The organism is Luteibacter sp. dw_328 (assembly GCF_018449605.1).
GTDB lineage: Bacteria > Pseudomonadota > Gammaproteobacteria > Xanthomonadales > Rhodanobacteraceae > Luteibacter.
Genome location: NZ_JAAVUW010000004.1, coordinates 154328 through 178174 on the forward strand (window position 1 = coordinate 154328; position 23847 = coordinate 178174).

Consider the following 23847-nt stretch of genomic DNA (forward strand, 5'->3'; position numbering starts at 1 on the left):
CCGTGCGGTCCCACGTACGTTGGGGCATCGTTGGCTGCGGTGCGGTGACCGAGGTCAAGAGTGGCCCGGCCTTCTCCAAAGTTCCTGATTCGTCGCTCGTCGCGGTCATGCGCCGTGACGGTGACAAGGCACGTGACTATGCAGCGCGCCATGGCGTGCCGCGCTGGTACGACGACGCGGCGGCACTCATTGCCGACCCGGACGTCGATGCCGTCTACATCGCCACACCGCCCTCCAGTCATCGCGAGTACGCGCTGATGGCGATCGCTGCGGGGAAACCGGTGTACGTCGAGAAACCCATGGCGATCGACCACGCGGAATGCATGGCGATCGTCGAGGCGGGCAGGGCGGCCGGCGTGCCGGTTTTCGTGGCCTATTACCGCCGCATGCTGCCGCGTTTCCGCCGCATCGCGGCGCTGCTGGCCGAAGGTTCCATCGGCACGCCGCGACTGGTCAACGTACTTCTGCACCATCCCTTCGAAGCGCGTTATCAGGACCCGGCCAACCTGCCGTGGACCGTGCGCCCGGAGCTCTCGGGAGGCGGCATCTTCGTCGACATCGGCTGCCACACGCTGGACATCCTCGACTTCCTGCTCGGTCCCATCGTCACCGTGCGCGGTATGGTCTCGCATCAGATGGACGCCTATCCGGCCGAGGACACTGTGGCCATGGCGTTCTCGTTCGGGTCCGGGGTGCTCGGTACGGGTCTGTGGAACTTCTGCGCGGACCGGCGGGAAGATCGCGTCGAGATCGTGGGGGATCGCGGGCGTCTGGTCTTCGCCACCTTCGGCGAAGGGCCCATCCGCCTCGAGGCTGGTGGTCGTGTGGAGGACATCCTTATCGCCCATCCCGAGCACATACAGCAGCCACTGATCGAATCCATCGTCGCCGAGCTGACCGGCAAGGGTGCCTGCCCGTCCACCGGCGAGACAGGGGCGCGGACCAGCTGGGTGATGGATCAGGTACTACGGGGCTAGAACCCCCGCCCGGTAGGAGCCGATTCATCGGCGATGCTCTTGCCTTCTGTGGGAGCCGATTCATCGGCGATGGGTGCTCGCCCCGAACGGGCCCGCTGCCGCGGGATCGCCGATGAATCGGCTCCCACAGGAGCGGGTGTGCCGTAACGGGGTCAACGGGTAGGTTCGGTGTTGCAATTGGGCTGGCGGACCCCATGCTATTCTCCGCCGGCCGGTTCCCTTGGGGGAACTGGCCTCCACAGCGTCTTCAGGGCGGGGTGTGACTCCCCACCGGCGGTAGGTTTCCGCAAGGAAACGAGCCCGCGAGCGCTCCCGGTTTCGGCTGGGAGGTCAGCAGATCCGGTCCCATGCCGGAGCCGACGGTTACAGTCCGGATGAAAGAAGACGGCGTTCGCACGTTCCCCAGGGGACGCGCGACGCCATGCGCCTTGGGGCGTTTTTCGCTCATTACCGCGGGAAACGTTTCATGAAAATTCGACTCTGCACCACCGTCTCCCTGCAGGGAGGCTACTGACATGTTCACCGGCATCATCCAGGCCGTCGGCCGCATTGCGCGGCTGGAACCCCGTGGCGGCGACGTCCGCCTCGTCGTCGACACCGCCGCGCTCGACATGGCCGATGTCGCCCTGGGCGACAGCATCTCGGTTTCCGGCGTCTGCCTGACCGTGATCGACTTCGACACGACGAGCTTCGCCGCCGACGTTTCCAACGAAACCCTCGCCCACACCACGCTCGGCAAGCACAAGGCCGGCGATACCGTGAACCTGGAGAAGGCCTTGCGCCTGGCCGACCGCCTCGGCGGTCATCTGGTCTCCGGTCACGTGGACGGCGCGGGCAAGGTCGTTTCCGTCGTTCCGGACGGCCGCTCGCTGCGCTGGACCTTCGAAGTCCCCAGCGACATCGCGCGCTACATCGCGCACAAGGGTTCGGTCTGCATCGACGGGACCAGCCTCACGGTGAACGAAGTCAACGGCAATCGCTTCGGAGTGAACCTTATCCCCCATACGGTGGAACATACGACGTTCGCCGCGCGTCGCCCCGGCGATGGCGTGAACATCGAGGTGGACGTGGTCGCGCGCTACATCGAACGCCTGCTCTCCAGTGGTGACACCCCGCGCCTCGACGAGGCCTTCCTGAAGCAACACGGCTTCGTCTGACCCGGACCTCCCATGCCATTCAATACGATTCCCGAGATTCTCGAAGACCTCCGCCAGGGCCGCATGGTCGTCATCCTCGATGACGAGGACCGCGAAAACGAAGGCGATATCGTCATGGCCGCCGAGAAGGTGCGCCCCGAGGACGTCAACTTCATGGTCCGCGAAGCGCGCGGCCTGCTGTGCCTCACGCTCACCGAGAAGCACACGCGCCAGCTCGGCCTCAAGCCGATGGTCAGCGACAACAACTCGCCGTACCACACCAACTTCACGGTCTCGATCGAGGCCGCCGAAGGGGTGACGACGGGCATCTCCGCGCACGATCGCGCGCGCACGATCCAGGTGGCGGCGGCAGCGGATGCGAAGCCCGCGGACATCACCATGCCCGGGCATATCTTTCCCCTCACCGCGCAGGCGGGTGGCGTGCTCAGCCGTGCCGGTCACACCGAAGCCGGCTGCGACCTGGCCACCCTCGCCGGCATGCAGCCGTCGTCGGTGCTCATCGAGATCCTGCACGACGATGGCTCGATGGCACGGCGTCCGGAGCTCGAGATCTTCGCGGCGAAGCACGGCCTGAAGATCGGCACGATCGCCGACCTCATCCGCTACCGCCTCGAGACCGAGAAGACGATCGAGCGGGTACACGACGAAGACGTCGACACCGAGTTCGGTCCGTTCCGCCTGGTCGCCTATCGCGATGTCATCCGTCACGGCCTGCACTTCGCCCTGGTCCGGGGCGACGTGACCGACGGCGAGCCGGTGCTCACCCGCGTGCATGTGCGCAACACGCTATCGGATGTCCTCCACCTCAAGCGCGACGACCTCGGACAGACGGTCACCGAAGCGCTGCGCAAGATCGACGCCGAGCAGCGCGGCGTCCTGGTGGTGCTCTCCGGTGCCGATGCACCCGACGCACTGCTGGCGCGTCTCAGGCGTGACGCGGCACCGATGCCGGCCCCGAAAGACGACCAGGAATGGCGGCAGACCGGCCTCGGCGCGCAGATCCTCGCGGATCTTGGCGTCAAGCGTCTCCGCGTCATCGGCACTCCGCGTAAGCTTGTCGGCATCGCGGGCTTCGGCCTGGAAGTGGTGGAGCAAGCTGGCTGATGACCCCGAGTTACGATATTCGCCTGATCGCGCCGTCCGGTTACCCACACAACCCCGAAGCCATGGCTCGTGGCATCGCGCGACTGGAAGAAGCCGGCCACAACGTGCAGGGCAAGGACGTGCTCGAACGCCGCGAGCTGCGCTTTGCAGGTAGCGACGCCGAGCGCGCCGCGGACATCAACGCGCTGGCGGACACGTCAAAACCCTTGCCGGATGTCGCCCTGGCGATCCGCGGCGGCTACGGTGCCCACCCGCTGCTGCCCTTGCTCGACTACGACGGCCTGCGCCAGCGTCTCGGGGACGCCCCGTTGGCCCTGGTCGGACACAGCGATTTCACCGCCCTGCAGTGCGCGCTGTTTGCCCGAAGTGGGCTGGTGACCCTGGGTGGCCCCATGCTGGGCGCGGATTTCGGTGCACCCGAACTCGATGCGCAGACCTGGGAGCACTTCTGGGCCACGCTGGCGGCCGACGAAGGCCGTGCCACGTGGGACGCACCGGAAACCGAGGCCCTCGATGTCGAAGGGACGGTATGGGGTGGCAACCTGGCGATGCTCACCAGCCTCATCGGCTCGCCCTTCTTCCCCCGGATCGAGGGCGGCATCCTCTTCATCGAGGACATCGCCGAGCCGGCCTACCGGGTCGAGCGGATGCTCTATCACCTGTTCCACGCCGGCGTGCTGGCGCGGCAGAAGGTGCTGGTCATCGGCGACTTCACCAGCTACCGGACCACCGAATACGACAACGGCTATGACCTGGACGCCACCTTCGAGCGGATTGCCGCCGTCGCGGGCATCCCGATCGTCCGTGGCCTGCCGTTCGGCCACGATGCGGCCAAGTTCACCCTGCCTTTTGGCGCCCCAGGGCGGCTCGTCGTCGCCGATGGGACCGCCGTGCTCACCTTCAGCGGCCACCCCAGGCCGAAAACCCCGTAAAATAACCGGCCGCCAGCGGCCCGCCCGCCACAGGACTACCCATGAAGATCATCGAAGGCGATTTCGCCACCCCCAAGGGCCGCTTCGCCATCGTTGCCGGTCGTTTCAACGCGTTCGTCGTCGAGCCACTGGTCGAGGGCGCGCGCGACGCGCTGGTTCGCCACGGCGTGAAAGAGGACGCGATCGACCTGATCCGCGTCCCCGGCGCGTTCGAAATCCCGCAGGCGGCCTACAAGATCGCCAGTTCGGGCAAGTACGCCGCCGTGCTCGGTCTGGGCGCGGTCATTCGCGGCTCCACTCCCCACTTCGACTACGTCGCCGGCGAAGCCGCCAAGGGCCTCGGCCAGGCCGCGTACGCGTCCGGCGTGCCGGTGTCGTTCGGCGTCCTCACGACCGACAGTATCGAGCAGGCCATTGAGCGCGCTGGCACCAAGGCAGGCAATAAGGGTGTCGATGCGGCCATGGTCGCGATCGAGATGGTGAACCTCTACGCGAAGCTCGGTAAATGAACAACACACCTCCGCACGGTATCGACCTCGCTGCGCGCTCGCGTGCGCGTCGCCGCGCGCTCCAGGCGCTGTATGCCTGGCAGGTCGGTGGCAGCAAGATGGGTAACGTCATCGAGCAGTTTCGCCACGAGCAGGACATGGTCGTCGCGGACCTCGAGTACTTCGAGGACATCCTGCGCGGCGTGGAAAAGCACGTGAAGGAACTCGACGACGGCATCAAGCCGTTTGTCGACCGTGAGGTCTCGCAGATCGATCCCATCGAGCTGTCGGCCCTGCGCATGGGCGCTTATGAACTGAAGTACCGCCCTGACGTGCCGTACCGCGTCGTGATCAACGAGGCCGTCGAAGCCACCAAGCGCTTCGGCGCGGATCATGGCCACAGCTATGTGAACGGTGTGCTCGACAAACTCGCCACACATTGGCGTACGGCCGAGAAGCGATCCTGATCGTGCCGCGAATCCTCGCGGGCTAAGGAACCTGCATGGAATTCGACCTGATCGACCGCATTCGCCGGCATACCGACGTCCACCGTGACGACGTGCTGACCGGCATCGGCGACGACGCTGCTGTCGTCGCCGTACCGGCCGGCCGGGAGCTGGCTATTGCCGTGGATACCCTCGTCGAGGGTGTCCATTTTCCCGTGGGGACCGCCGCCGCCGATATCGGCTGGAAGGCGCTCGCGGTGAATCTCTCCGACCTCGCCGCCATGGGTGCCACGCCGGCGTGGGCACTCCTTGCGCTGACCCTCCCCGATAGCGACGAAGCGTTTGTCGACGAACTCGCGCGCGGTTTCGCCGAGCTCGCTACGCCACTGCGCCTTGCCCTCATCGGCGGTGACACCACGCGGGGTCCGCTCACCGTCACGGTGGCCGTGCACGGCTTTACCGCTCCGGGCGAAGCGCTGCTGCGCTCCGGCGCACGCGTGGGTGACGTCGTGATGGTCACCGGCACGCTCGGCGACGCAGCCGCCGGTCTTCGTTGCCTCGCCGAGGCGGATGCCTCGCCTTACGTGGCGCTCATCGAGCGCCTCAACCGACCCACGCCGCGCGTGGCCGCCGGTAACGGTCTGCGTGGCATCGCGACGGCATGCATCGATGTTTCAGACGGCCTCGTGGCCGACCTCGGGCATATTTGCAAGGCCAGCGGTGTCGGCGCCGAAATCGATGCGGCCATGCTGCCTCGCTCGTCCGCGCTGCTCACCCACTTCGAGGATGCGGACACGATCGATTTCGCACTGTCTGGCGGAGACGACTACGAGCTCTGCTTTACCGTGCCGGCCGATCGCGCCGGTGAGGTGTCCGCGAACATGGCTCGCCTTGGCGGTGGTGCGACGCGCATCGGTCGTATCGTCGAAGGCAAGGGCGTTCGCGTGCTCAACCTCGACGGCTCGGAGATCGCGCTATCGCGCACGGGCTGGAATCACTTCGTCGCATGAGCACGAAATACGTCCTCGATCCCGCCGATCGCCGTCGCCTGCTGGCATCGCCGGCAGGCTGGATAGCCTGCGGTTTCGGTTCCGGACTGACGCCGAAGGCGCAGGGCACGTTCGGTTCGCTGGCGGCGATCCTGCCGTGGTTGTTCCTGCGCACGTTGTCCATCGAGTACTGGCTGGCGATCATTGCCGTGTCGTTCGCTTTGGGTGTGTGGGCATGTGACGTCGCCGGTCGGATCATCGGGGTCGCCGATCACCGAAGCCTCGTGTGGGATGAGTTCGTTGGCCAGTGGATCGCGTTGATCCCTGCGCTGTTCATTCACGAGCTGTGGGCTGTGCCTGCGGCGTTCGTCCTGTTCCGGGCGTTCGACGTCCGCAAGCCCTGGCCGATCGGGTGGATCGACAGGCGGGTGAAGGGAGGGCTGGGCGTCATGATCGATGACGTGGTCGCCGGGGTCTTCGCTGCCGTCGTGCTTTACCTGATCTATATCATCTCCACGGGCATCATCATCGGGTTCGCCGGGTACCTCATCTATTTGATGTTCGGCCACCACTCTTAGGGCATGCTCATGGAATACCGTCGTCTCGGTTCGACCGGCCTGAAACTTTCCGCGCTGTCGTATGGCGCATGGGTGACCTTCGGGCGACAGGTCGGGCGCTCCGATGCGCGCGAACTGATCGCGCTGGCCTACGATCGCGGTGTCAACTTCTTCGATAACGCCGAGACGTATAACGCGGGCGACGCCGAGCGGCTGATGGGCGATGTGATCGCCGACCTGCGCCTGCCGCGCGATGCGTATTGCGTATCGAGCAAGGTCTATTTCGGTGCGGTGACCGACCCGAAACCGACGCAGCGCGGCCTCTCGCGCAAGCACGTCTTCGATGCCTGCCACCAGGCACTCGAGCGCCTGCGCGTCGATTATCTCGACCTGTATTTCTGCCATCGCCCCGATCCGGATACACCTGTGGTGGAAACCGTGTGGGCGATGGATGCGTTGATTCGCCAGGGCAAGGTGCTTTATTGGGGTACGAGCGAGTGGCCGGCCGAGCTCATCGCCCAGGCGCATCGCGTCGCACGCGAGAACCATCTTGTTGCACCGTCGATGGAGCAGCCGCAGTACAACCTGTTGCATCGCGACCGCGTCGAGCAGGAATACGCATCGCTCTACGAAGAGCACGGCATGGGCACCACCATCTGGTCGCCGCTGGCGTCCGGCCTGCTCACGGGCAAGTACAACGATGGCATTCCTGATGACTCGCGCCTCGGCCAGGCAGGTAACGGCTGGCTACGTGACGCCCTTCTGGAAGATGGTGGCGCTAAGTTGAAGACAGTGCGCGCGCTGGCACCGATCGCCACCGAGCTCGGCTTGCCGATGGCGCGATTCGCGCTGGCATGGTGCCTGAAGAACCCGCACGTCTCGACCGTGATCCTCGGGGCGAGCAAGAAAGCGCAGCTCGAGGAGAACCTCATGGCGCTCGACGCGGTGAAGCTGCTCGACGATAGCGTGATGCGCAAGATCGATGCGGCGTTGAAGCCCGCCGCATAGGGCGCGCTTTTCTGTAGGAGCCGATTCATCGGCGAAGGGTGCTCGCCGAAACCCGGACCGCTGCCGCGGGATCGCCGATGAATCGGCTCCTACAGCTACAGGTTAAATGTCGCCGTATAGCGCCTGTAACGCCGCGATGGCAGCAAGGCCGGCCGTTTCGGTGCGGAGGATGCGCGGCCCCAGCTTCAGGCCCGTGAAGCCCGCGGTGGCGAGCGCCGTGCGGTCGCGTTCACCGAAGCCACCTTCGGGCCCGATAGCGAGGATGGCGGCTTCGCTGAGGTGGAGTTCGCCCGGGCGTTTGGTTCCTTCGGGCAGCAGGGCGAGGCGCATCGGGCCGCCTTCGCCCAGCGACGCGAGCCACGCAGCCAGCGGCTGCGCAGCCTCGATCACCGGCACCCGCGCACGTCCCGACTGTTCGCACGCACTCGACGCCACGGCGCGCCAATGCGCAAGACGCTTCTCGCTGCGGGCGGCGTCCAGCTTCACTTCAGAGCGCTCGGTGAGGATCGGGACGATGCGCGCGATGCCGAGCTCGGTCGCCTTCTGCACGATCAGGTCCATCTTCTCGCCCCGCGCCACGCCCTGGGCGAGGGTGAGTGACAGCGGCGACTCGTTGGTGACCACGCGCCCTTCGCCTACCGAAGCGACCACTTCGCGCTTGCCGACCGAGGCGAGGGTGGCGTCGAACTCCATGCCATCGTCGCCAGCGAAGAGCACCACCGGGGCGCCGACCTCCATGCGCAGCACCCGGGCGACATGCTCGCCGGCCTGGGCGGGCAGGGTGATGTCGCGGCCGGTGGCGAGCGGCGCGTCGACGTGGATGCGGATGGTTCGCATGGATGAGCCTTGTGTCACGGAACGTCCATTGTAGCGAGCGGCGAGGCTCGCTATCGTCGGCTCATTCACGACGGAGCCTTGCATGCCGATCGCCTGGTACTTCGATTTCGTTTCCATGTTCAGCTGGCTTCAGTGGCCGGCGGTGCGCGACCTATGCAGGACACACGAGGTTTCGCTGCGGCCGATGCTGTTCGGGGCCCTCCTCAAGCAGATGGAGCAACGCGGCCCGGCGGAGATCGAGGGCAAACGTGAGTTCACCTATCGCTACGCCCTGTGGCGTGCACGGCAAGCCGACGTACCGCTGAAGTTCCCGCCGACCCATCCGTTCAATCCGCTGCCGGCCCTGCGCCTATGCATCGCGGCAGGTGGCACCGTGGAAGCCGTGGGTGCGATCTTCGAATGGATATGGGCCCATGGGCGCGCGGCGGACACGCCGGAGGCCCTGGCCCCGCTGGCGGCGTCGCTGGGTATCACCGACCTTCGCGCCGCCCTGTCGGCGCCCGAGGTCAAGGCGGCCTTGCAGGCCAACTTCGAGCTGGCCATGCAGGACCGGGTGTTCGGCGTGCCGACCCTCGCGATCGGCGGCGAGCTGTTCTGGGGTGCGGATGCCCATGACTTCGCCATGGACTTCCTCGCCCATCCCGACTTGTTCGACGACGCGGAGATGGCCCGGCTGGGCGATCTCCCGATCGGCCTTTCGCGGATCTAGCGCACGGCTTTTTCGATGCCGGCGATGGCGGTGTCGACCATGAAGTCGATCTCGCTTTCGGTGATGACGTAGGGCGGCATGAAGTACACGATGTTGCCGAGCGGCCGCAGCAGCGCGCCATGGTCCAGACCATGGCGGTAGACACGAAGGCCGCGCCGGTCGGTGGCGGGGAAGGGCGTGCGGGTCGCCTTGTCGGCGACCAGTTCGATCGCGGCGATCATGCCGGTCTGGCGTACGTCGGCCACGTGGGGATGGTCGACCAGCGGGGCGATCCGCTTTGCCATATGGGCGGCGAGCACGCGGTTACGCTCGAGCACGGGGTCGTCGCGGAAGATCTTCATCGTGGCCGTGGCAGCGCGACAGGCCAGTGGATTGCCGGTATAGCTGTGCGAATGCAGGAAGGCCTTGCCCGCCGCGTACTCGGCGTAAAAGGCCTGGTAGACGTCATTCGTTGTGACCACCGCCGAAAGCGGCATGAAGCCACCTGTCAGGCCCTTGGACAGGCACATGAAGTCCGGCGAGATACCGGCCTGCTCGCAGGCGAACAGCGTGCCGGTGCGGCCGAAGCCCACGGCGATTTCGTCGGCGATGAAGTGCACCTGGAACTCATCGCAGAGGGCGCGCAGGCCCGTGAGGTAGGAGGCGTCGTACATGCGCATGCCGCCGGCGCACTGGACCAGCGGCTCGACGATCACCGCGCAGGTTTCGTGCGCATGCCGTTCGAGCAGGGCGCGCATTTCGCCAAGGCGCCGCGCGGCGATTTCTTTCGGGGTTTCGCCCGGCTCGCCTTCGTAGGTGTCGGGGGAGGGCGCCAGTTCCGGGGTCAACAGCAACGGCGCATAGGTCTTGCGGTACAGCGCCACGTCGCTGACCGAGAGCGCACCCAGCGTCTCACCGTGGTAGCTGCCGGTGAGGGCGATGAAGCGGGTCTTCTCGCCGTGGCCCTGGTTGAGCCAGTAGTGGAAGCTCATCTTCAGCGCCACTTCGACGGCCGCCGAGCCGTTGTCGGCGAGGAAAACCCGGTCCAGGCCCTTCGGTGTGATACGGACCAGTTCCTCGGCCAGTTCCACCGCCGGTTCATGCGTGAAGCCGGCGAAGATCACGTGCTCGAGGCGATCCAGCTGGTCTTTCAGGGCTGCCGCGATCCGCGGCTCCGCGTGGCCGAACAGGTTGGTCCACCAGGAGCTGACGGCGTCCAGATAGCGTTTGCCGTCCGCGCCGACCAGCCACGCCCCTTCACCGCGTACCACGGGTACCATGGGCAGGGTTTCGTGGTCGTGCATCTGGGTGCACGGGTGCCAGAGGACGGAGAGGTCGCGCGCGACAAGGGCATCGGTCATCCGCCCATGATCGCCCCCTGCGGCCTTGTCCTCAAGTCGAGAGGTGAGGTGATCGTTTGAAGTGGTTTCGTCGGATCGGCCTGGTTGTCGTCCTGCTGGCGTTCGCTGCCGGTCTGTTCTACTGGTTCATGCCGGCTGGCGTGGCCACGTCGCTTCTCGCCCGCCGGGCACACGGGTTCGTCCTCGACGATGTCTCCGGCACCGTGTGGGACGGCCGGGCTGGCAAGGTCACCACGATCGACGGGCGCGAGCTGGGCGCCCTGACCTGGCACCTGGGCCGTGATGCCATCCTCGGCCGCACCCATCTGGATATGAACCTCGATGGACGTGCCGGCCGGTTCCAGGGGCACCTCGAACGGCCCGACGCGGACCACATGATCTGGACCGGTGTCGACTTCCGCCTGGACGCCACGGCCCTGAGTGGTCCCGCGCTGCCGCCGGAGCTGGTTCCGGTCGGTGTGATCGAAGGCAAGGTGCCGCGCGCCGAACTGCAGGGCAACTGGCCGGTCGCGCTGGATGCCGACATCCTCTGGAAGGCCGCCGCCGTGAAAACGCCCGAAGGCCACATCGCCCTGGGTGCCATCGCGTTGAAAGCCGGTAGCCAGGGCGGCATCCTGCGCGCGACGCTTGCCGATGACGGCCAGGGGTCGTTGTTGGTTCATGCCGCGCTCGCCGCGACGCCACTTGGCTGGCGACTCGATGGCCGGCTGGTGCCGCGCATCGAGGACACCGCACTTTCCCATCTCATTGCGCGTTTCGGTCCCCTGGGTCGCGACGGTGCCGTCAACCTCCAACGCAAGGCAGGGCTCGCGCCCTCGATCATCACGCCATGACCGACACTCTCGACAAGGCGCTCGCCGCCGCGCGCGACGCCGCCGGCGCGGCCGCCGACATCATCCTGCATTACTGGCGCACGGGCGTCGACGTTATCGTCAAGGGTGACGATACCCCGGTGACCATCGCCGACCGTGAAGCGGAAATGGCCATCCGCGGCATTCTCGCCAAAGCCCTTCCCGACGCAGGCATTTACGGCGAGGAGTACGGTGCCGACGATACGTCGCGCGACTATCTGTGGCTGGTCGACCCGCTCGATGGCACCAAGAGCTTTGTTCGCCGCACGCCGTTCTTCTCGACCCAGATCGCGCTGATGCATCGGGGCGAGCTCGTGCTCGGCGTCTCCTCGGCGCCCGTCTATGGCGAGCGCATGTGGGCCGTGCGCGGACGCGGTGCCTGGCTCGATGGTGAGCCAGTGCGCGTCGCGGCGACGGCATCGATGGCGGAGGCGTCGATCTCGACGGGCAACGTGAAGACGCTGACCGCCGATGCCCGCTGGAATGCATTGGGCAGCATGATCCGCGAAAGCAATCGCATTCGCGGCTATGGTGACTTCTGTCACTACCATCTTCTCGCACGCGGCGCTCTCGACCTCGTGATCGAGTCCGACGTGAACATCCTCGATATCGCCGCACTGGCCGTCATCGTGCGCGAGGCGGGTGGTGTTTTCACCGATATCGACGGGGCCGCCCTGGGCCTGGAAACGCGCGGCGTGCTTGCCGGCACACCCGCCATCCATGCCGCGGCACTCGCGAGACTGACCGGCGCTACAATCGACCGATGAACAAACGTCCGAAAATCCTGGCGACGCGTGACGCACCCGACAGCCATTTCCGCCGCGTGGAAGAGGTGGACCTGGAGTTCTCGAACGGCGAGCGCCGCACTTACCAGCGCCTCAAGGGCGGTGGATTCGGTGCCGTGCTGATCGTTGCCATGCGCGACCCGGAAACCGTGCTGCTCGTACGCGAGTACGGCGTCGGCGTGGACCGCTACGAACTCGGCGTGCCCAAGGGCCGCCTCGATCGCGACGAAACCGCCGAGCAGGGCGCGGACCGCGAGTTGAAGGAAGAAGTCGGATTCGGCGCACGCAAGCTGAAGATCCTCGGCACGCTGTCGCTGTCGCCGTCGTATATGACGCACCTGGGTTATGTGGTGCTGGCCGAGGACCTCTACCCGGAGCGTCTGCAGGGCGACGAACCCGAGGAGCTGGAGGTCGTGCCCTGGCGCATGGACAACCTGCACGAGCTGCTTGCCCGTGACGATGTCACCGAAGGGCGTTCGATCGCCGCCCTCTTCATGGCCCGCGAGTATCTCGCCGGTCGCTACAAGCCGACGTGACCGCCGCGCCCTGCGCCCGTTGGCTCGATCCTGTCTGCGCGATCGCGCAGCGGGCCGCCGAGGCGATCCTGGCCGTCTACGCTCAGGACTTCGAAGTCATCTGCAAGGACGACAACTCGCCGGTCACTGCTGCCGACCTTGCCGCGCAGCGCGTGATCGAAGAAGGCTTGCGTGAACTCGCACCCGGCATACCGGTGATTTCCGAAGAAGCGCTTGCCGCGCCCTGGTCTGAACGACGCACGTGGCGCCGCTACTGGCTGGTCGACCCGCTCGACGGTACGCGCGAGTTCGTCAAGCGCAACGGCGAGTTCAGCGTGAACATCGCCCTGATCGAAGATCATCGCCCCGTGCTCGGCGTGGTGCTGGCGCCGGTCACCGGCGATCTGTACGCCGCGGCGAGTGGCTGCGGCGCCTGGCGTCAAAGTACGCCCACGTCCGAACGGGTCGCGATACATGCCCGGCAGGCCGGTAGCCTGCTCCGCGTCACCGGCAGCCGTTCGCATGCGGGTGTTCGCGCGGTCACGTTGCTCGACCGTCTGGGCGAACACGAAACCTTCGCGCTCGGTTCCTCGCTGAAGTTCTGCGTCATTGCGCGCGGCGACGCGGATATCTATCTGCGCCTGGGCGCGACTTCGGAATGGGATACCGCCGCTGCCCAGTGTGTCCTCGAGGAGGCCGGCGGTGCGGTACTCGATCTGGCCGGCCGGCCGTTCCGATACAACACGCGCGATTCACTGATCAATCCCGAATTCATTGCCTGCGGCGACACGTCGATCGACTGGGCTGGGCGACTTATCGATCCGGAGGATGCCGCGTGACGCGACCGGTGGACGAACTCATCGCCATCATGGCGCGCCTGCGCGATCCTGAGAACGGCTGCCCGTGGGATGTGAAGCAGAGCTTCGCAACCATCGCGCCGTACACCATCGAGGAAGCGTACGAAGTTGCCGATGCGATCGACCGCAACGACATGACCGACCTGCGCGACGAGCTGGGCGATCTGCTGCTGCAGGTGGTCTTCCACTCGCGCATGGCCGAGGAAGCAGGGCATTTCGCTTTCGGCGACGTTGTCGCGGAAATTTGCGACAAGATGGTCCGCCGCCATCCGCACGTGTTCGAAGACGTGAGGCATGAAAGCCTCGCGGCGCAGTCTCGCGACTGGGACCGGCTGAAGGCCGAAGAGCGCGCGGCCAAGGGCGGTGAAGACACCAGCGCGTTGGCTGGCATTTCGCATGGCCTGCCGGAATGGCAGCGCGCGGTGAAATTGCAAAAGCGCGCAGCTAACGTCGGCTTTGACTGGCCCGACCATCGTCCGGTATTGGACAAGATGGCGGAAGAGATTGAAGAGGTACGGCACGAGTTCGACAACGGCGCCGATGAAGAACGGCTTGCCGACGAGATCGGCGACGTGTTGTTCGTCGCAGCGAATCTTGCGCGGCATGCGAAGGTGGATGTGTCGCGTGCATTGCGCGGGGCGAACGCCAAGTTCGAGCGTCGGTTTCGCGCGATGGAGGCCATTGCGGCGAGCGAGGGGCGGTTGCTTGCGTCGTATCCGCTGGACGAGCAGGAGGCGTTGTGGGTGAGGGTGAAGCGCGAGGGTGTTTGATTGCTGGCGCGAGCACCCATCGCCGCTGAAGCGGCTCCCACATAACGCATCGCCGCTGAAGCGGCTCCCACAGGGAGCCTGCGCGCCGCTCTTGTGGGAGCCGCTTCAGCGGCGATGGGTGCTAGCAATGACGCACGAAAAAACGGGGCCGGAGGGCCCCGTTTCCGTCTGACGACTTACTTGCTGCTAGCAGCCGGCGCAGCCGCCGCACGCTGCTGCATACGCGCCTTGAACGCTTCCATGTCCTGGTGACGCTTCTGGTCCTGCGCGAGGTTCTCGTCGAGGCTCTTGCGCAGCGTCGAGATCGCGGCGTCCACGTTCGTCGGCTGCATCTGAGCACGGGCGAGGTGGCGGTAGGCGTAGTCGCGCACGCGCGGGTTCTGCGACTTGGCGAGGACTTCGTTGTACAGCGCCGGCAATTCCTTGCTGCGGCCGGTCAGGACATAGAGGCGCTCGAGGCTGTGCAGGTCGCCGATGACGCCGCCCTGCTCCTTGCCGTGGCCGTGCCTGGCCCACTCGCCGCGGCCGTGCTCACCACCACGACCGTCCTGGCCGTCATGGCCCCACTGGCCGCCATGACCCCATTTCGGGCCCTGTCCAGCAGGGGTGCCCGCCTGGGCGGAACGTGCGGTCGGAGCCGACGGGGTCTGGGGGGCGGCATCCTGCGCGAACGCGAAGGCGGTGGAGCCGGCGAGGAGCAGGGAAGCGGCACTGGCGATCAGGGTCTTGCGTTGCATAGGTTGTCTCCCGGTTAGGTGGTGCACGGGGAAAAACGTGCCGCCTCGCCACCGGTTGACCGGTTCGTTGCCGCCCGGTCAGCTTCGTGTGAAGAAATGAGAAGGTTGCAACCTTTTTCGGGCGGCCGGCATCCATCACTGGTACACCGAATCACTACCGGAGCAAAATCATGCGCCACCTGATCCTCGCCGCCCTTTTGTTGGCGCCGGCCGCCGCCATGGCCGACAGCAGCGACTGCAAGTTTCACGCTGACCGCAACCTCGACCTGAATCTCTCTGGCGCGCGCAGCGTGACCTTCGTCACTAACGCGTACGATCTTCGCGTGGAAGGGACCGCGCCCGCAGGTAAGGGCACCGTGCGTGGCAAGGCCTGCGCGTCCAGCCAGGACGTCCTGGACACGCTGGTGGTGACTCAGCGTCGCGAGGGCGACACCCTCCTGGTCGAGTTGACCGACAATCGAGAGGGTCACTGGAGCTTCGGTCACAGCTACAGCGATCTGAAGGTCGATGCGGCCGTGCCGTCGTCCATTCCGGTCATCATCAATGTCGGTTCGGGTGAGGCGAAGGCGCGTGGTCTGGCGACGCTTGAAAGCTCGGTGGGTTCGGGCGAGCTCGAGGCGCATGACATCAAGGGTGCTTTCAGCGCGACGGTCGGCTCCGGCGAAGTGAAGATCGACAACACCGGTGCCGTCAATGTCAGCACGGTCGGCTCCGGCTCGTTCACTGCATCAGGCGTCAGCGGCGGGGTTCACGTCGCCACCGTGGGTTCGGGCGAAGCGAAGCTTCGCGACATCACCGGTGACGTTTCCGTAGGAACGGTCGGCTCCGGCGAGATCGATGTCGACGGCGTTAAGGGTAACCTCACCGTCAACACGAAGGGCAGTGGCGACGTGTCCCAGCGTGGCGTGACCGGCAAGGTCGACGTTCCGCGCGATCGCTGAGGCGCGAGTTCCATCGTTCCGCCGCATCGTTGGGGCCTGCACGCCCCGGCGACGCGGACACCCGATATGATCCCGTCCTGACTCGCGGGATCCTATTCATGACGTGGTTACCCGAATCGTTGCGCGCCCTGCGTCGCGACGTCTTCTTTCTCGTACTTCTGGCGGTGTTGGTCCTCCTGGTGATCGCCAAGCCGTCGCGCATCCCCGATTGGCCGTCGCTTGTGGACTGGCCGACCATCGCCGCGCTGGCCGGTCTGCTCCTGTTGACCAAAGCCGTTGAATCCAGTGGCGCGCTCAACGTCGCAGGCCACTGGCTGATCGAACGGACATCCACACGTCGCGTGGCCGCGCTCGGCCTGGTTGCCGCGACAGCACTGTTGTCGATGTTCCTCACCAATGACGTCTCATTGTTCGTCATGGTGCCGCTCACCCTGAGCATGTGCCGTATCGCGCGCATGCCCGCGACCCGCCTTGTCGTGTTCGAGGCGCTCGCGGTGAATGCGGGATCCATGCTCACGCCGATCGGCAACCCGCAGAACCTGTTCCTCTGGCAGCAGTGGAACAACGGATTCGGCGCCTTCATCTGGGCGATGCTGCCGCTGGTGGCGATCACGCTTGTGTTGTTACTGGTGGTCACGGCGCTCGCCTTCCCTGGCGAGGCGCTTCAGGTGCACGAAGAAAGCGAAGAGCGCGTCGACCGGCACATGCTGATCGTCGCCGCGGCGCTCTATGTGCCTTTCCTGATCCTGGCGGACCTGCATCATGCGGCGTGGGGTCTGCTCGGTGTGCTGGCCGTGTTTCTCGTCTTCCGTCGTCGCATCGTCGCTAGCATCGACTGGGGTCTGTTGTTGACCTTTGTCCTGATGTTCATCGACCTGCGGATGCTTGCCGGACTCGATGCGGTGAAGCAGTTTCTTGGCGGACTCGCACTGGAGCAACCCGCCCACCTCTACGCAACAGGCGCACTTGCCTCGCAGGTCGTCAGCAATGTGCCGGCAGCGATCCTGCTCGCGGAGTATTCAAAGGACTGGCGCACGATTGCCTGGGGGGTGAACGCGGGCGGCTTCGGTTTCGTGCTGGGCTCGCTGGCGAACCTGATCGCCTTGCGGCTGCTCGGTGAGCGCAAGGCGTGGGCCACGTTCCATCTGTGGTCGCTGCCGTTTTTCGTCGTGATCGGGTTGATCGGCTGGGCGTTGCTCTGATAGGTACCTGTGGGAGCCGCTTCAGCGGCGAAAAGCCAACGGAGCGGTGAAGCCGCCGCTGACATTCGCCGCTGAAGACTGGGTGCTCGCGGCAACCTTGCCCGCTGCCGCGGGATCGCCGATGAATCGGCTCCTACACAGAGCGACAGCCCGTCAAACTTTACGGTTGCCGTGGGCGCCGGTGTTGCTGTTGCCCTTGTCGAACTTCGCGATGAAGTCGCGGACATCGGGGTAGACCACGTCGCGCCAGCGGCGGCCGCTGAAGATGCCGTAGTGACCGGCGCCTTCCACGGTGATGTGCTTCTTGAGCTTCTTCGGGATGCCCTTGCACAGGCCGTGCGCGGCTTCGGTCTGACCGAGACCGGAGATATCGTCGAGCTCGCCTTCGATGGTGAGCAGGGCGGTGTTCTTGATCTTCGCCGGCAGGACACGTTCGCCGTGCACGTCCCACGTGCCCATCGGCAGGCGATGTTCCTGGAATACGGTTTCGATGGTGTCGAGGTAATACTCGGCCGGCATGTCGAGCACGGCGTTGTACTCGTCGTAGAACTTGCGATGCTGCTCGGCGTCGTCGAGGTCGCCCTTGCGCAGGTTCTCGTAGAAGTCCCAATGCGACATGACGTGGCGGCTGGGGTTCATCGCCAGGAAGCCCGCATGCTGCAGGAAGCCCGGATAGACCTCGCGACCGGCACCCGGGTACTGATACGGCACCTTGTGGATCAACTGGTTGCGGAACCACGACAGCGGTCGCGTCGTCGCCAGGTTGTCCACGCTGGTCGGGCTCTTGCGTGTGTCGATCGGGCCACCCATGAGGGTGAGCGTCAGCGGCGTATCTTCACCGCGAGCGGCCATCAGCGAGACGGCGGCGAGCACCGGCACGGTGGGCTGGCACACCGAAACCACGTGCGCGCGATGCACACCGACGTGGCGGATGAACTCTTCGACATAGGAAACGTAGTCCGCCAGCGAGAACGAACCTTCGTCGGTGGGAATCATGCGCGCGTCGACCCAGTCGGTGATGTACACCTTGTGGTCGCGCAGCAGCGTGCGCACCGTGTCGCGTAGCAGGGTGGAGTGGTGGCCCGACAGCGGCGCCACGACCAGCACGGCGGGATCGTTCTTCATGCGATCGACCGTGGCCTGATCGTCGGAGAAGCGCTTGAAGCGCTTCAGCGTACAGAACGGCTTGGCCATGGCGACCTGCTCCACGATGGCGACATCGTGACCGTGCGCGTGGACCGTATGGATGCCGAACTCGGGCTTTTCGTACGCCTTGCCCAGCCGGAACATGAGCTCGTACCCGGCAGCGGCGCGGTCGGCGCCAGGCATGCGGGCAAACGGGCTGGCGACATCGCCAAACATCTTCGCACTCGCTTCAGCCCAGTAGGTCAGGGGGCTGAGCATCGAGCGTTGGAATTCGTGCATGAGATAGAGCATGCATGGTCCGGGGGGCGGGGAGGTGGCGCATCATAACCACTTGCGCCGCGTCATGTGTAAAGCCCCTGTTTTTGCTCGATTTAAACGCCGGCCTTGCGGCAGACCAGCAGAACTTCGTCTACGCCCGGCGCCGGCGCGAAGCCCGGCGTGAAGGCCAGGGCCTTCTGGAAACGCACGCCAAGGGGCATGAAAACCTTGTTGTACCACCACATGGCGCGGGCTCGCTGATTGGTCAGGTACCACTGGCCCAGGTCGAGCAGCTTCGAGGATTTGGGCTGCATGCCGTAGACGGCGCTGCGTTCGATGGTGAAGCCGTGCCGCGCCAGCAGGGCCCGGATGGCCTCGGGCTCGTAGCGACGGTAATGGCCGACGAAGTCGTCGAAGGCGGTCCAGGCCTCGGGATGGAGGGGCACCGAGAGCAGCAGCCGGGCGCCAGGCTCGGCCACACGAGCGAGCTCGCCCAGGGCCCCTTCGTCGTCCACTACGTGCTCGAGAATGTCGAAGGCGCAGACGAAGTCGAAACTGCCGTCCCGGAAAGGCAGCGCGCCGATCATGGCGTTGGCGACCTTCGCGCCATGCCGGGAGAGCTCCGCCAGGGCCGGTCGGCTGAGGTCGACGAACTGGGTATCCGCCAGCGGAAGCCGCGGGCGCAGGCCCGGTGCGACTTCGAGCCGCCGGCTGGTCTGCGCCGTCAGTTCCGCCACCAGCGGCCAGGTATTGAAACGCTCCGGTGCGAACAACTTCGCTTCCGACCAGAGCGCGTCATAGAAGCGCTTGTTGCTGCCGATCAGGTCGGCATCGGTGCGTGGGGCAGGCGGGCCCGAGGTAAAGGATGCAGCGGTCATGCGGTACCTCGGGCGGTGAAAAGCGATGGATCAGCGCAGGCGGGCAAATTCGCGAAGAAGCGGCAGGCGACGCACGCGCACGGCCGTGGCTCGAAACACCGCATTTGCCAGCGCCGGTGCCGCCGAGGGTACGCCGATCACGCTGGCGCCGGTGGGCTCCGCCGTTGACGGCACGATGACCGTCTCGATCTCGTAGGGCAGCGGTTGCGTGGTGGCGATCGGGTAGTCGTGGAAGCCGGTCTGCTGCACCTTACCGTCCTTGACCGTGATGGCGAGGTTCAGGGCGGTGGAAAGCGCATCCATCGTCGCGCCCTGCAACTGCGCTTCGAGACCGAGGGGATTGATGGCGCGGCCGACATCGGCCACGCAGACCACGCGGTGGATGTCGATGCCGTCGGCCGTGGGAGCCACTTCAATCGCGTGTGCCACGTAGGCGCCGAAAACGTAGGCACACGCGATGCCCAGGCCGTTTTCGCTGCGCAGCCAGCGGCTCCAGTCGATCTTGTCGGCCGCCAGCTTGAGCACGTTGGCCAGGCGCGCGGTGTCGATCGGACCGCCGCGGCCGCTATACGGCAACTGGCGGGCGTCGCCGAGCATGGCGAGGCGGAAATCGAGCGGATTGGCCTTGACCGCGTGGGCCAGTTCGTCGATGAAACTTTCCGAGGCGAAGGTGGGCGTCACGTGCGGTGAGCCGCGCCATTCGCCTCGTGCAAGCTTCGAATCGAGCGGATACCAGTCGCTGCGGAAGTTCGGCACCAGGCCGGCCGGCAGGGCGTCGGCGACCAGTTCCGACTGCCACAGGCGATTGTCGGGCGTGGCCCGGCCGACGAGGGCGGACGGGCTGGCCATGCGCTGGTGCCATCCGATGACTTTCTTGCCCTTGTCGAGCGAGGCATTGAGGCGATGCACGGCCATCGGCCGGTAATAGTCGCGAGCGAGGTCGTCATCGCGGGTCCAGAGGACCTTCAGCGGGCGATTGCGGATCGCATCGTCTTTTTTGGCGAGGGCGATGGCCATCGCCTCGGCGATGTAATCCTGCTCGAGCCGGCGACCGAAACCGCCGCCGCCGCGCGGGACCTGGATGTCGATCTGGTCCGGGCGGAAACCGGTCATCCGCTGCACCACCGTGTAAACCTGGCGCGGCGACTGGGTCGCGGCGATCACGGTCACGCTGGTGTCCGGATCGAGGCGAACGACACAGTTAGGCGTTTCCGCCGTCGCATGCGCCACCCACGGCTGAAAATACGTCGCCTCGAGAGCCCGCGCCGCTTTCTTGCGTGCGCTGGCGATGTCGCCGTCTTCGCGCACGATGGTGGGCGTGCCGGCGTCGTCGCCGAAGAGATCCAGCGCCTTCTGTTCCAGCACGGAAGCAGAGGGTTCCGGGGCGTCGCCGGCCTTCCAGGTCGCCTTGAGCGCGGCGCGGCCGGCGAGTGCCGACCAGGTGTCCTGGGCCAGCACGGCCAGCGCCGGCGCCTGCGCGGTCATACCTTGCGTTTGCCCCTGTTCGGGCGTGATGTCGATGACGGCATAGACGCCGTTGATGGCCTTTGCCGCATCGCGGTCCGCCGTGTCGAGCGTGCCACCGGGGTAGGGGCACCGGGCGATCACGGCGATCACGGGATTGCCGACGCTGTCGTCCAGCGCGTAACGCAGCGAGCCCGTGACCACGGCCTTGGCGTCTACGTCGCCCGCCGGCTGGCCGATCAGCGTGTAGCGTTCGGGCTGTTTGAGCGGCGGCAGGGTCGTGGGCGCGTCGATGCCGGCGGCGGCCGCGGCGAGATCGGCGTAGGAAATGGTGCGACCGTCCGCAGCAACGGCCATGCCGTTCTCGCCGCGAAGTTGGTCGGCGGGCACGCCGAGGCGCCGTGCGGCGGCCTGCAGCAACAGCCACCGTGCCAATGCGCCGGCCTGACGCAGGTCGGCCCAGGCGGCGGGAATACTGGTGGCGTCGCCGCTACGCTGGCGACCGTAGGTGAAACGCGGCTCGCCGTTACCCTGTTCTACCCCGAGCCCGAGCGGCTCGACGACGACGAGGCTCCAGTCGGCGCTCATTTCTTCGGCGATGATCCGCGCCAGCGATGTCGACGTGCCTTCCCCGTTGTCCGGGTCGCGTACGCCAATGAAGATACGGCCGTCCGCGGCCACGCGCAGGTACGGGCCGACCTGGCTCCAGGCATCGCCGAGGAGGGCAACCGGTGTGGGGCGATCGAGCGCTTCGGCGCTGCCGATGCCGATGACCAGCGCACCCGCGGTGCCGGCGGCATACCTCAGGAAGCGGCGGCGGGAAAGACGGACTTCGCCGCTCATGCCTTGTCCTTCATCGTACCCGCGGCGCGCTTGATCGCCTTGCGAATCCGGCCATAGCTGCCGCACCGGCAGAGGTTGCCGATCTTGTCGATGTCCGCGTCCGACGGATTCTTCTGGCGGGAGAGCAGGTCCACCGCGGCCATGATCTGGCCGGGCTGGCAGAAGCCACACATGATGGCGTCTTCGTCGATCCAGGCCTGCTGCACCGGGTGCAGCTTGCCGTCAGCGCCGGCCAGGCCTTCGACCGTGGTCACGCGCTTGCCGCTCATTTTTTCCATTTTCGTCTGGCAGGCGGCGATGGCCTTGCCGTCGACGATCACCGTGCAGAAACCGCAGTCGCCCTGGTCGCAGCCGTATTTGGCGCCGGTAAGGCGAAGCACGTCGCGCAGGTACCAGAGCAGGGGCATGCCCGCCTCGCCCGTGTGGCGATAGCGCTTGTCGTTGACGATGAGGTCGATGCCTTCACGTACGGGCTTGGGTGCCGGTTGATTGGCATCCTTGTTGGGGACGGGTACGGGGGACGTCGGGCCTTGCTGTGCCATCTGCTTTCCTCAGCTGAACCGGGCCATTGTGGCATCGGTGCCCTTGTTCAGCGAGTCACTTTACTGAACAGACGTCGCCACACGGCGTATACGGGCAGGCCGGCGAGGACGACGAGACAGACCACACCCGCGCTGAGCGGCTTGTCCAGGCTGTAAGCCACGACCACACCGATGACCGCGACGAGGAACAGAAGGGGTAGCAGTGGATAGGCAGGTGTGGCAAAAACCGGGCGTTCGCTGCTGCGTCGGCGGTACCAGAACAGCGTGGCAATGGTGACGGCATACGCCGCCCAGTCACCGAACGTGGCGAAGTCCAGCAATTGGCCGTAATTGGCCAGCAGGACCAACACGATCGCCCACGCCGAAAGCATCATGAGCGCGATGTTCGGGGTGCGGTAGCGCGGGTGCAGGCGTGCCACGCTGGAGAAGAACAGCCCGTCCTGCCCCATCACCTGCAGCACGCGCGCACCGGCGACCAGGGTGATGTTGCAAAAGCCGAGGGTGGAAATGGCGATGCCGATGGCGATCAGCTTCGCACCCGGCGCGCCGAACACGCGGCTCATCACGTCGGCGGCGGGCGCGTTGCTGTTGGCCAGCCCGTCGTGGCCGAGGACGGCAAGGTACGCGTAATTCACCAGCACGTAGGCGGCGATCACCACGACCATGCCGACGACCAGGGCGCGGGGAAGGGTGCGCTGCGGATCGCGCACTTCGCCAGCGAGGTTGTTGAGATAGCTGAAGCCGGAGAAGGCGAACAGCACGGGCAGCAGGGCGCCGGCCAGCGAGCCGGTGACCGCGGTAGGACTGGTGGCCAGTGCCTGCGTCGTGCCGACTCCGGCGAAGGCCAGCCCGGTGACGACGAGCACGGCGATGGCGGCCAGCTTGAGGATTGCGAAGACGTTCTGTACCTGGGCGCCGAAGCGGATGCCGAACAGGTTGATGCCGGTGACGAAGACCAGGGCGCCTGCCGCGAGTGGCTTGACCAGGCCAGGGGAGAGGCCGAAGACGGAGGTCGCATAGCTACCGAAGATGGTGGCCACGGCGGCGGCACTGCCGCTGTAGATCACCAGCAGCATCGTCCAGCCGAACAAGAATCCGGCGAGCCTGCCGAACGCCTCACGCAGGTAGACATAGCTGCCACCCGCTTCGGGGCGACGCGCCCCGAGTTCGGCGTAGCAAAGGCAGCCGATCAGGGTGAGCAGGCCGCCAGCCACCCACAGGCTGAGCAAGACCCAGCCCGAGGCGGTGCGCTGCGCGACGATGCCCGGATTAAGGAAGATGCCGCCGCCGATGATGCCGCCGACGACGATGAGCGCGGCGTCCATGAGGGTCAGGCGACGGGCGTATCCGGGATTTTCCATAGAGGAGCGGCGGCCTTCGTATATGAAATGTAGGAGCCGCTTCAGCGGCGAAAAGCCAACGGAGCGGTCTAGCCGCAAAGGCCATCGCCGGCATAGCCGGCTCTCACAATCATGCCATGTCAGCCCCCCACATTGCCTTTTTTTCGTTGCAGC

25 protein-coding genes and 1 riboswitch are annotated in these 23847 nt (G+C 66.0%); of the genes, 17 read left to right on the forward strand and 8 right to left on the reverse strand.

The features are described from left to right. Window positions 1–2 precede the first annotated feature (2 nt). The 9 genes from HB634_RS11025 (at window position 3) to HB634_RS11065 (ending at window position 7658) form a co-directional block, all read left to right on the forward strand. Window positions 3–977 carry a Gfo/Idh/MocA family oxidoreductase gene (locus HB634_RS11025; protein WP_213948616.1) on the forward strand — a complete coding sequence of 325 codons (975 nt, stop codon included), beginning with the start codon at window positions 3–5 and terminating at the stop codon, window positions 975–977. Between the two features lie 239 nt (window positions 978–1216). Beyond that, window positions 1217–1367: riboswitch (FMN riboswitch) on the forward strand. A 125-nt stretch (window positions 1368–1492) separates the two neighbouring features. Further along, window positions 1493–2134 carry a riboflavin synthase gene (locus HB634_RS11030; RefSeq protein WP_063571238.1) on the forward strand — a complete coding sequence of 214 codons (642 nt, stop codon included), beginning with the start codon at window positions 1493–1495 and terminating at the stop codon, window positions 2132–2134. A 12-nt stretch (window positions 2135–2146) separates the two neighbouring features. Further along, the gene (gene ribB, locus HB634_RS11035; protein ID WP_213948617.1) at window positions 2147–3238 is read left to right on the forward strand and encodes a 3,4-dihydroxy-2-butanone-4-phosphate synthase; all 1092 of its coding nucleotides are present in this window, start codon (window positions 2147–2149) and stop codon (window positions 3236–3238) included. Further along, a complete protein-coding gene (ldcA, locus tag HB634_RS11040; protein WP_213948618.1) occupies window positions 3238–4170 on the forward strand; it encodes a muramoyltetrapeptide carboxypeptidase in 933 nt (310 codons plus the stop codon). Before ribB ends, ldcA begins: the two co-directional genes overlap by 1 nt. A 41-nt stretch (window positions 4171–4211) precedes the next feature. Then, entirely contained in the window at window positions 4212–4679 is a 468-nt protein-coding gene (ribE, locus tag HB634_RS11045) for a 6,7-dimethyl-8-ribityllumazine synthase (protein WP_213948619.1), read from the forward strand. Then, window positions 4676–5125 carry a transcription antitermination factor NusB gene (gene nusB / locus HB634_RS11050; protein ID WP_063573523.1) on the forward strand — a complete coding sequence of 150 codons (450 nt, stop codon included), beginning with the start codon at window positions 4676–4678 and terminating at the stop codon, window positions 5123–5125. The genes ribE and nusB overlap by 4 nt, the downstream gene beginning before the upstream one ends. Window positions 5126–5160: 35 nt before the next feature. Beyond that, window positions 5161–6114: a thiamine-phosphate kinase gene (thiL, locus tag HB634_RS11055; protein WP_213948620.1), complete on the forward strand. Its 954-nt coding sequence runs from the start codon at window positions 5161–5163 to the stop codon at window positions 6112–6114. Further along, window positions 6111–6671: a phosphatidylglycerophosphatase A gene (locus tag HB634_RS11060; RefSeq protein ID WP_063573525.1), complete on the forward strand. Its 561-nt coding sequence runs from the start codon at window positions 6111–6113 to the stop codon at window positions 6669–6671. The genes thiL and HB634_RS11060 overlap by 4 nt, the downstream gene beginning before the upstream one ends. Before the next feature lie 9 nt (window positions 6672–6680). Further along, window positions 6681–7658: an aldo/keto reductase gene (locus HB634_RS11065; protein ID WP_213948621.1), complete on the forward strand. Its 978-nt coding sequence runs from the start codon at window positions 6681–6683 to the stop codon at window positions 7656–7658. Window positions 7659–7760: 102 nt separating this feature from the next. On the opposite strand, the gene HB634_RS11070 is transcribed toward HB634_RS11065, so the two are convergent. Next, on the reverse strand, window positions 7761–8495 hold the full coding sequence (locus HB634_RS11070) for a 16S rRNA (uracil(1498)-N(3))-methyltransferase (protein WP_213948622.1): 735 nt from the start codon (window positions 8493–8495) through the stop codon (window positions 7761–7763). 82 nt (window positions 8496–8577) lie between these two features. Between HB634_RS11070 and HB634_RS11075 the strand changes: the two genes are divergently transcribed. Further along, entirely contained in the window at window positions 8578–9204 is a 627-nt protein-coding gene (locus HB634_RS11075) for a DsbA family protein (protein ID WP_213948623.1), read from the forward strand. Here the strand turns inward: HB634_RS11075 and HB634_RS11080 are convergent. Then, window positions 9201–10544 (reverse strand): adenosylmethionine--8-amino-7-oxononanoate transaminase, encoded by a 1344-nt coding sequence (locus tag HB634_RS11080; protein ID WP_213948624.1) that lies wholly within the window; start codon window positions 10542–10544, stop codon window positions 9201–9203. The genes HB634_RS11075 and HB634_RS11080 overlap by 4 nt on opposite strands. A 56-nt stretch (window positions 10545–10600) precedes the next feature. Between HB634_RS11080 and gspN the strand changes: the two genes are divergently transcribed. The 5 genes from gspN to mazG are packed head-to-tail and all read left to right on the forward strand — an operon-like array spanning window position 10601 to window position 14322. Then, on the forward strand, window positions 10601–11377 hold the full coding sequence (gene gspN, locus HB634_RS11085; protein WP_213948625.1) for a type II secretion system protein N: 777 nt from the start codon (window positions 10601–10603) through the stop codon (window positions 11375–11377). Next, window positions 11374–12162 carry an inositol monophosphatase family protein gene (locus HB634_RS11090; protein WP_213948626.1) on the forward strand — a complete coding sequence of 263 codons (789 nt, stop codon included), beginning with the start codon at window positions 11374–11376 and terminating at the stop codon, window positions 12160–12162. Before gspN ends, HB634_RS11090 begins: the two co-directional genes overlap by 4 nt. Continuing rightward, on the forward strand, window positions 12159–12716 hold the full coding sequence (gene nudE, locus HB634_RS11095; RefSeq protein WP_213948627.1) for an ADP compounds hydrolase NudE: 558 nt from the start codon (window positions 12159–12161) through the stop codon (window positions 12714–12716). The genes HB634_RS11090 and nudE overlap by 4 nt, the downstream gene beginning before the upstream one ends. Then, on the forward strand, window positions 12713–13534 hold the full coding sequence (gene cysQ / locus HB634_RS11100) for a 3'(2'),5'-bisphosphate nucleotidase CysQ (RefSeq protein ID WP_213948628.1): 822 nt from the start codon (window positions 12713–12715) through the stop codon (window positions 13532–13534). The genes nudE and cysQ overlap by 4 nt, the downstream gene beginning before the upstream one ends. Next, the gene (gene mazG, locus HB634_RS11105) at window positions 13531–14322 is read left to right on the forward strand and encodes a nucleoside triphosphate pyrophosphohydrolase (RefSeq protein ID WP_213948629.1); all 792 of its coding nucleotides are present in this window, start codon (window positions 13531–13533) and stop codon (window positions 14320–14322) included. The genes cysQ and mazG overlap by 4 nt, the downstream gene beginning before the upstream one ends. 176 nt (window positions 14323–14498) lie before the next feature. Here mazG and HB634_RS11110 read toward each other — a convergent pair whose 3' ends face one another. Beyond that, window positions 14499–15059 carry a hypothetical protein gene (locus HB634_RS11110; protein ID WP_213948630.1) on the reverse strand — a complete coding sequence of 187 codons (561 nt, stop codon included), beginning with the start codon at window positions 15057–15059 and terminating at the stop codon, window positions 14499–14501. Window positions 15060–15229: 170 nt separating this feature from the next. Here HB634_RS11110 and HB634_RS11115 point away from each other — a divergent pair, with 170 nt between their 5' ends. Together HB634_RS11115 and HB634_RS11120 are read left to right on the forward strand one after the other, a co-directional pair. Beyond that, window positions 15230–16000 (forward strand): DUF2807 domain-containing protein, encoded by a 771-nt coding sequence (locus HB634_RS11115; protein ID WP_063574331.1) that lies wholly within the window; start codon window positions 15230–15232, stop codon window positions 15998–16000. A 98-nt stretch (window positions 16001–16098) separates the two neighbouring features. Further along, window positions 16099–17202 (forward strand): SLC13 family permease, encoded by a 1104-nt coding sequence (locus HB634_RS11120; protein WP_213948631.1) that lies wholly within the window; start codon window positions 16099–16101, stop codon window positions 17200–17202. 153 nt (window positions 17203–17355) lie between these two features. Here the strand turns inward: HB634_RS11120 and phaZ are convergent, their stop codons facing one another. The 5 genes from phaZ to HB634_RS11145 all read right to left on the reverse strand — a co-directional run bounded on the left by phaZ (window position 17356) and on the right by HB634_RS11145 (window position 23694). After that, window positions 17356–18639, reverse strand: a complete 1284-nt coding sequence (gene phaZ, locus HB634_RS11125; RefSeq protein WP_063573337.1) for a polyhydroxyalkanoate depolymerase — start codon at window positions 18637–18639, stop codon at window positions 17356–17358. 80 nt (window positions 18640–18719) lie between these two features. Then, entirely contained in the window at window positions 18720–19484 is a 765-nt protein-coding gene (locus HB634_RS11130) for a class I SAM-dependent methyltransferase (protein WP_063573338.1), read from the reverse strand. A gap of 30 nt (window positions 19485–19514) precedes the next feature. Beyond that, entirely contained in the window at window positions 19515–21791 is a 2277-nt protein-coding gene (locus HB634_RS11135) for a molybdopterin cofactor-binding domain-containing protein (RefSeq protein ID WP_213948632.1), read from the reverse strand. Next, window positions 21788–22333: a (2Fe-2S)-binding protein gene (locus HB634_RS11140; RefSeq protein WP_213948633.1), complete on the reverse strand. Its 546-nt coding sequence runs from the start codon at window positions 22331–22333 to the stop codon at window positions 21788–21790. The genes HB634_RS11135 and HB634_RS11140 overlap by 4 nt, the downstream gene beginning before the upstream one ends. A gap of 47 nt (window positions 22334–22380) precedes the next feature. After that, window positions 22381–23694 (reverse strand): amino acid permease, encoded by a 1314-nt coding sequence (locus HB634_RS11145; protein WP_213948634.1) that lies wholly within the window; start codon window positions 23692–23694, stop codon window positions 22381–22383. Window positions 23695–23847: the final 153 nt, after the last annotated feature.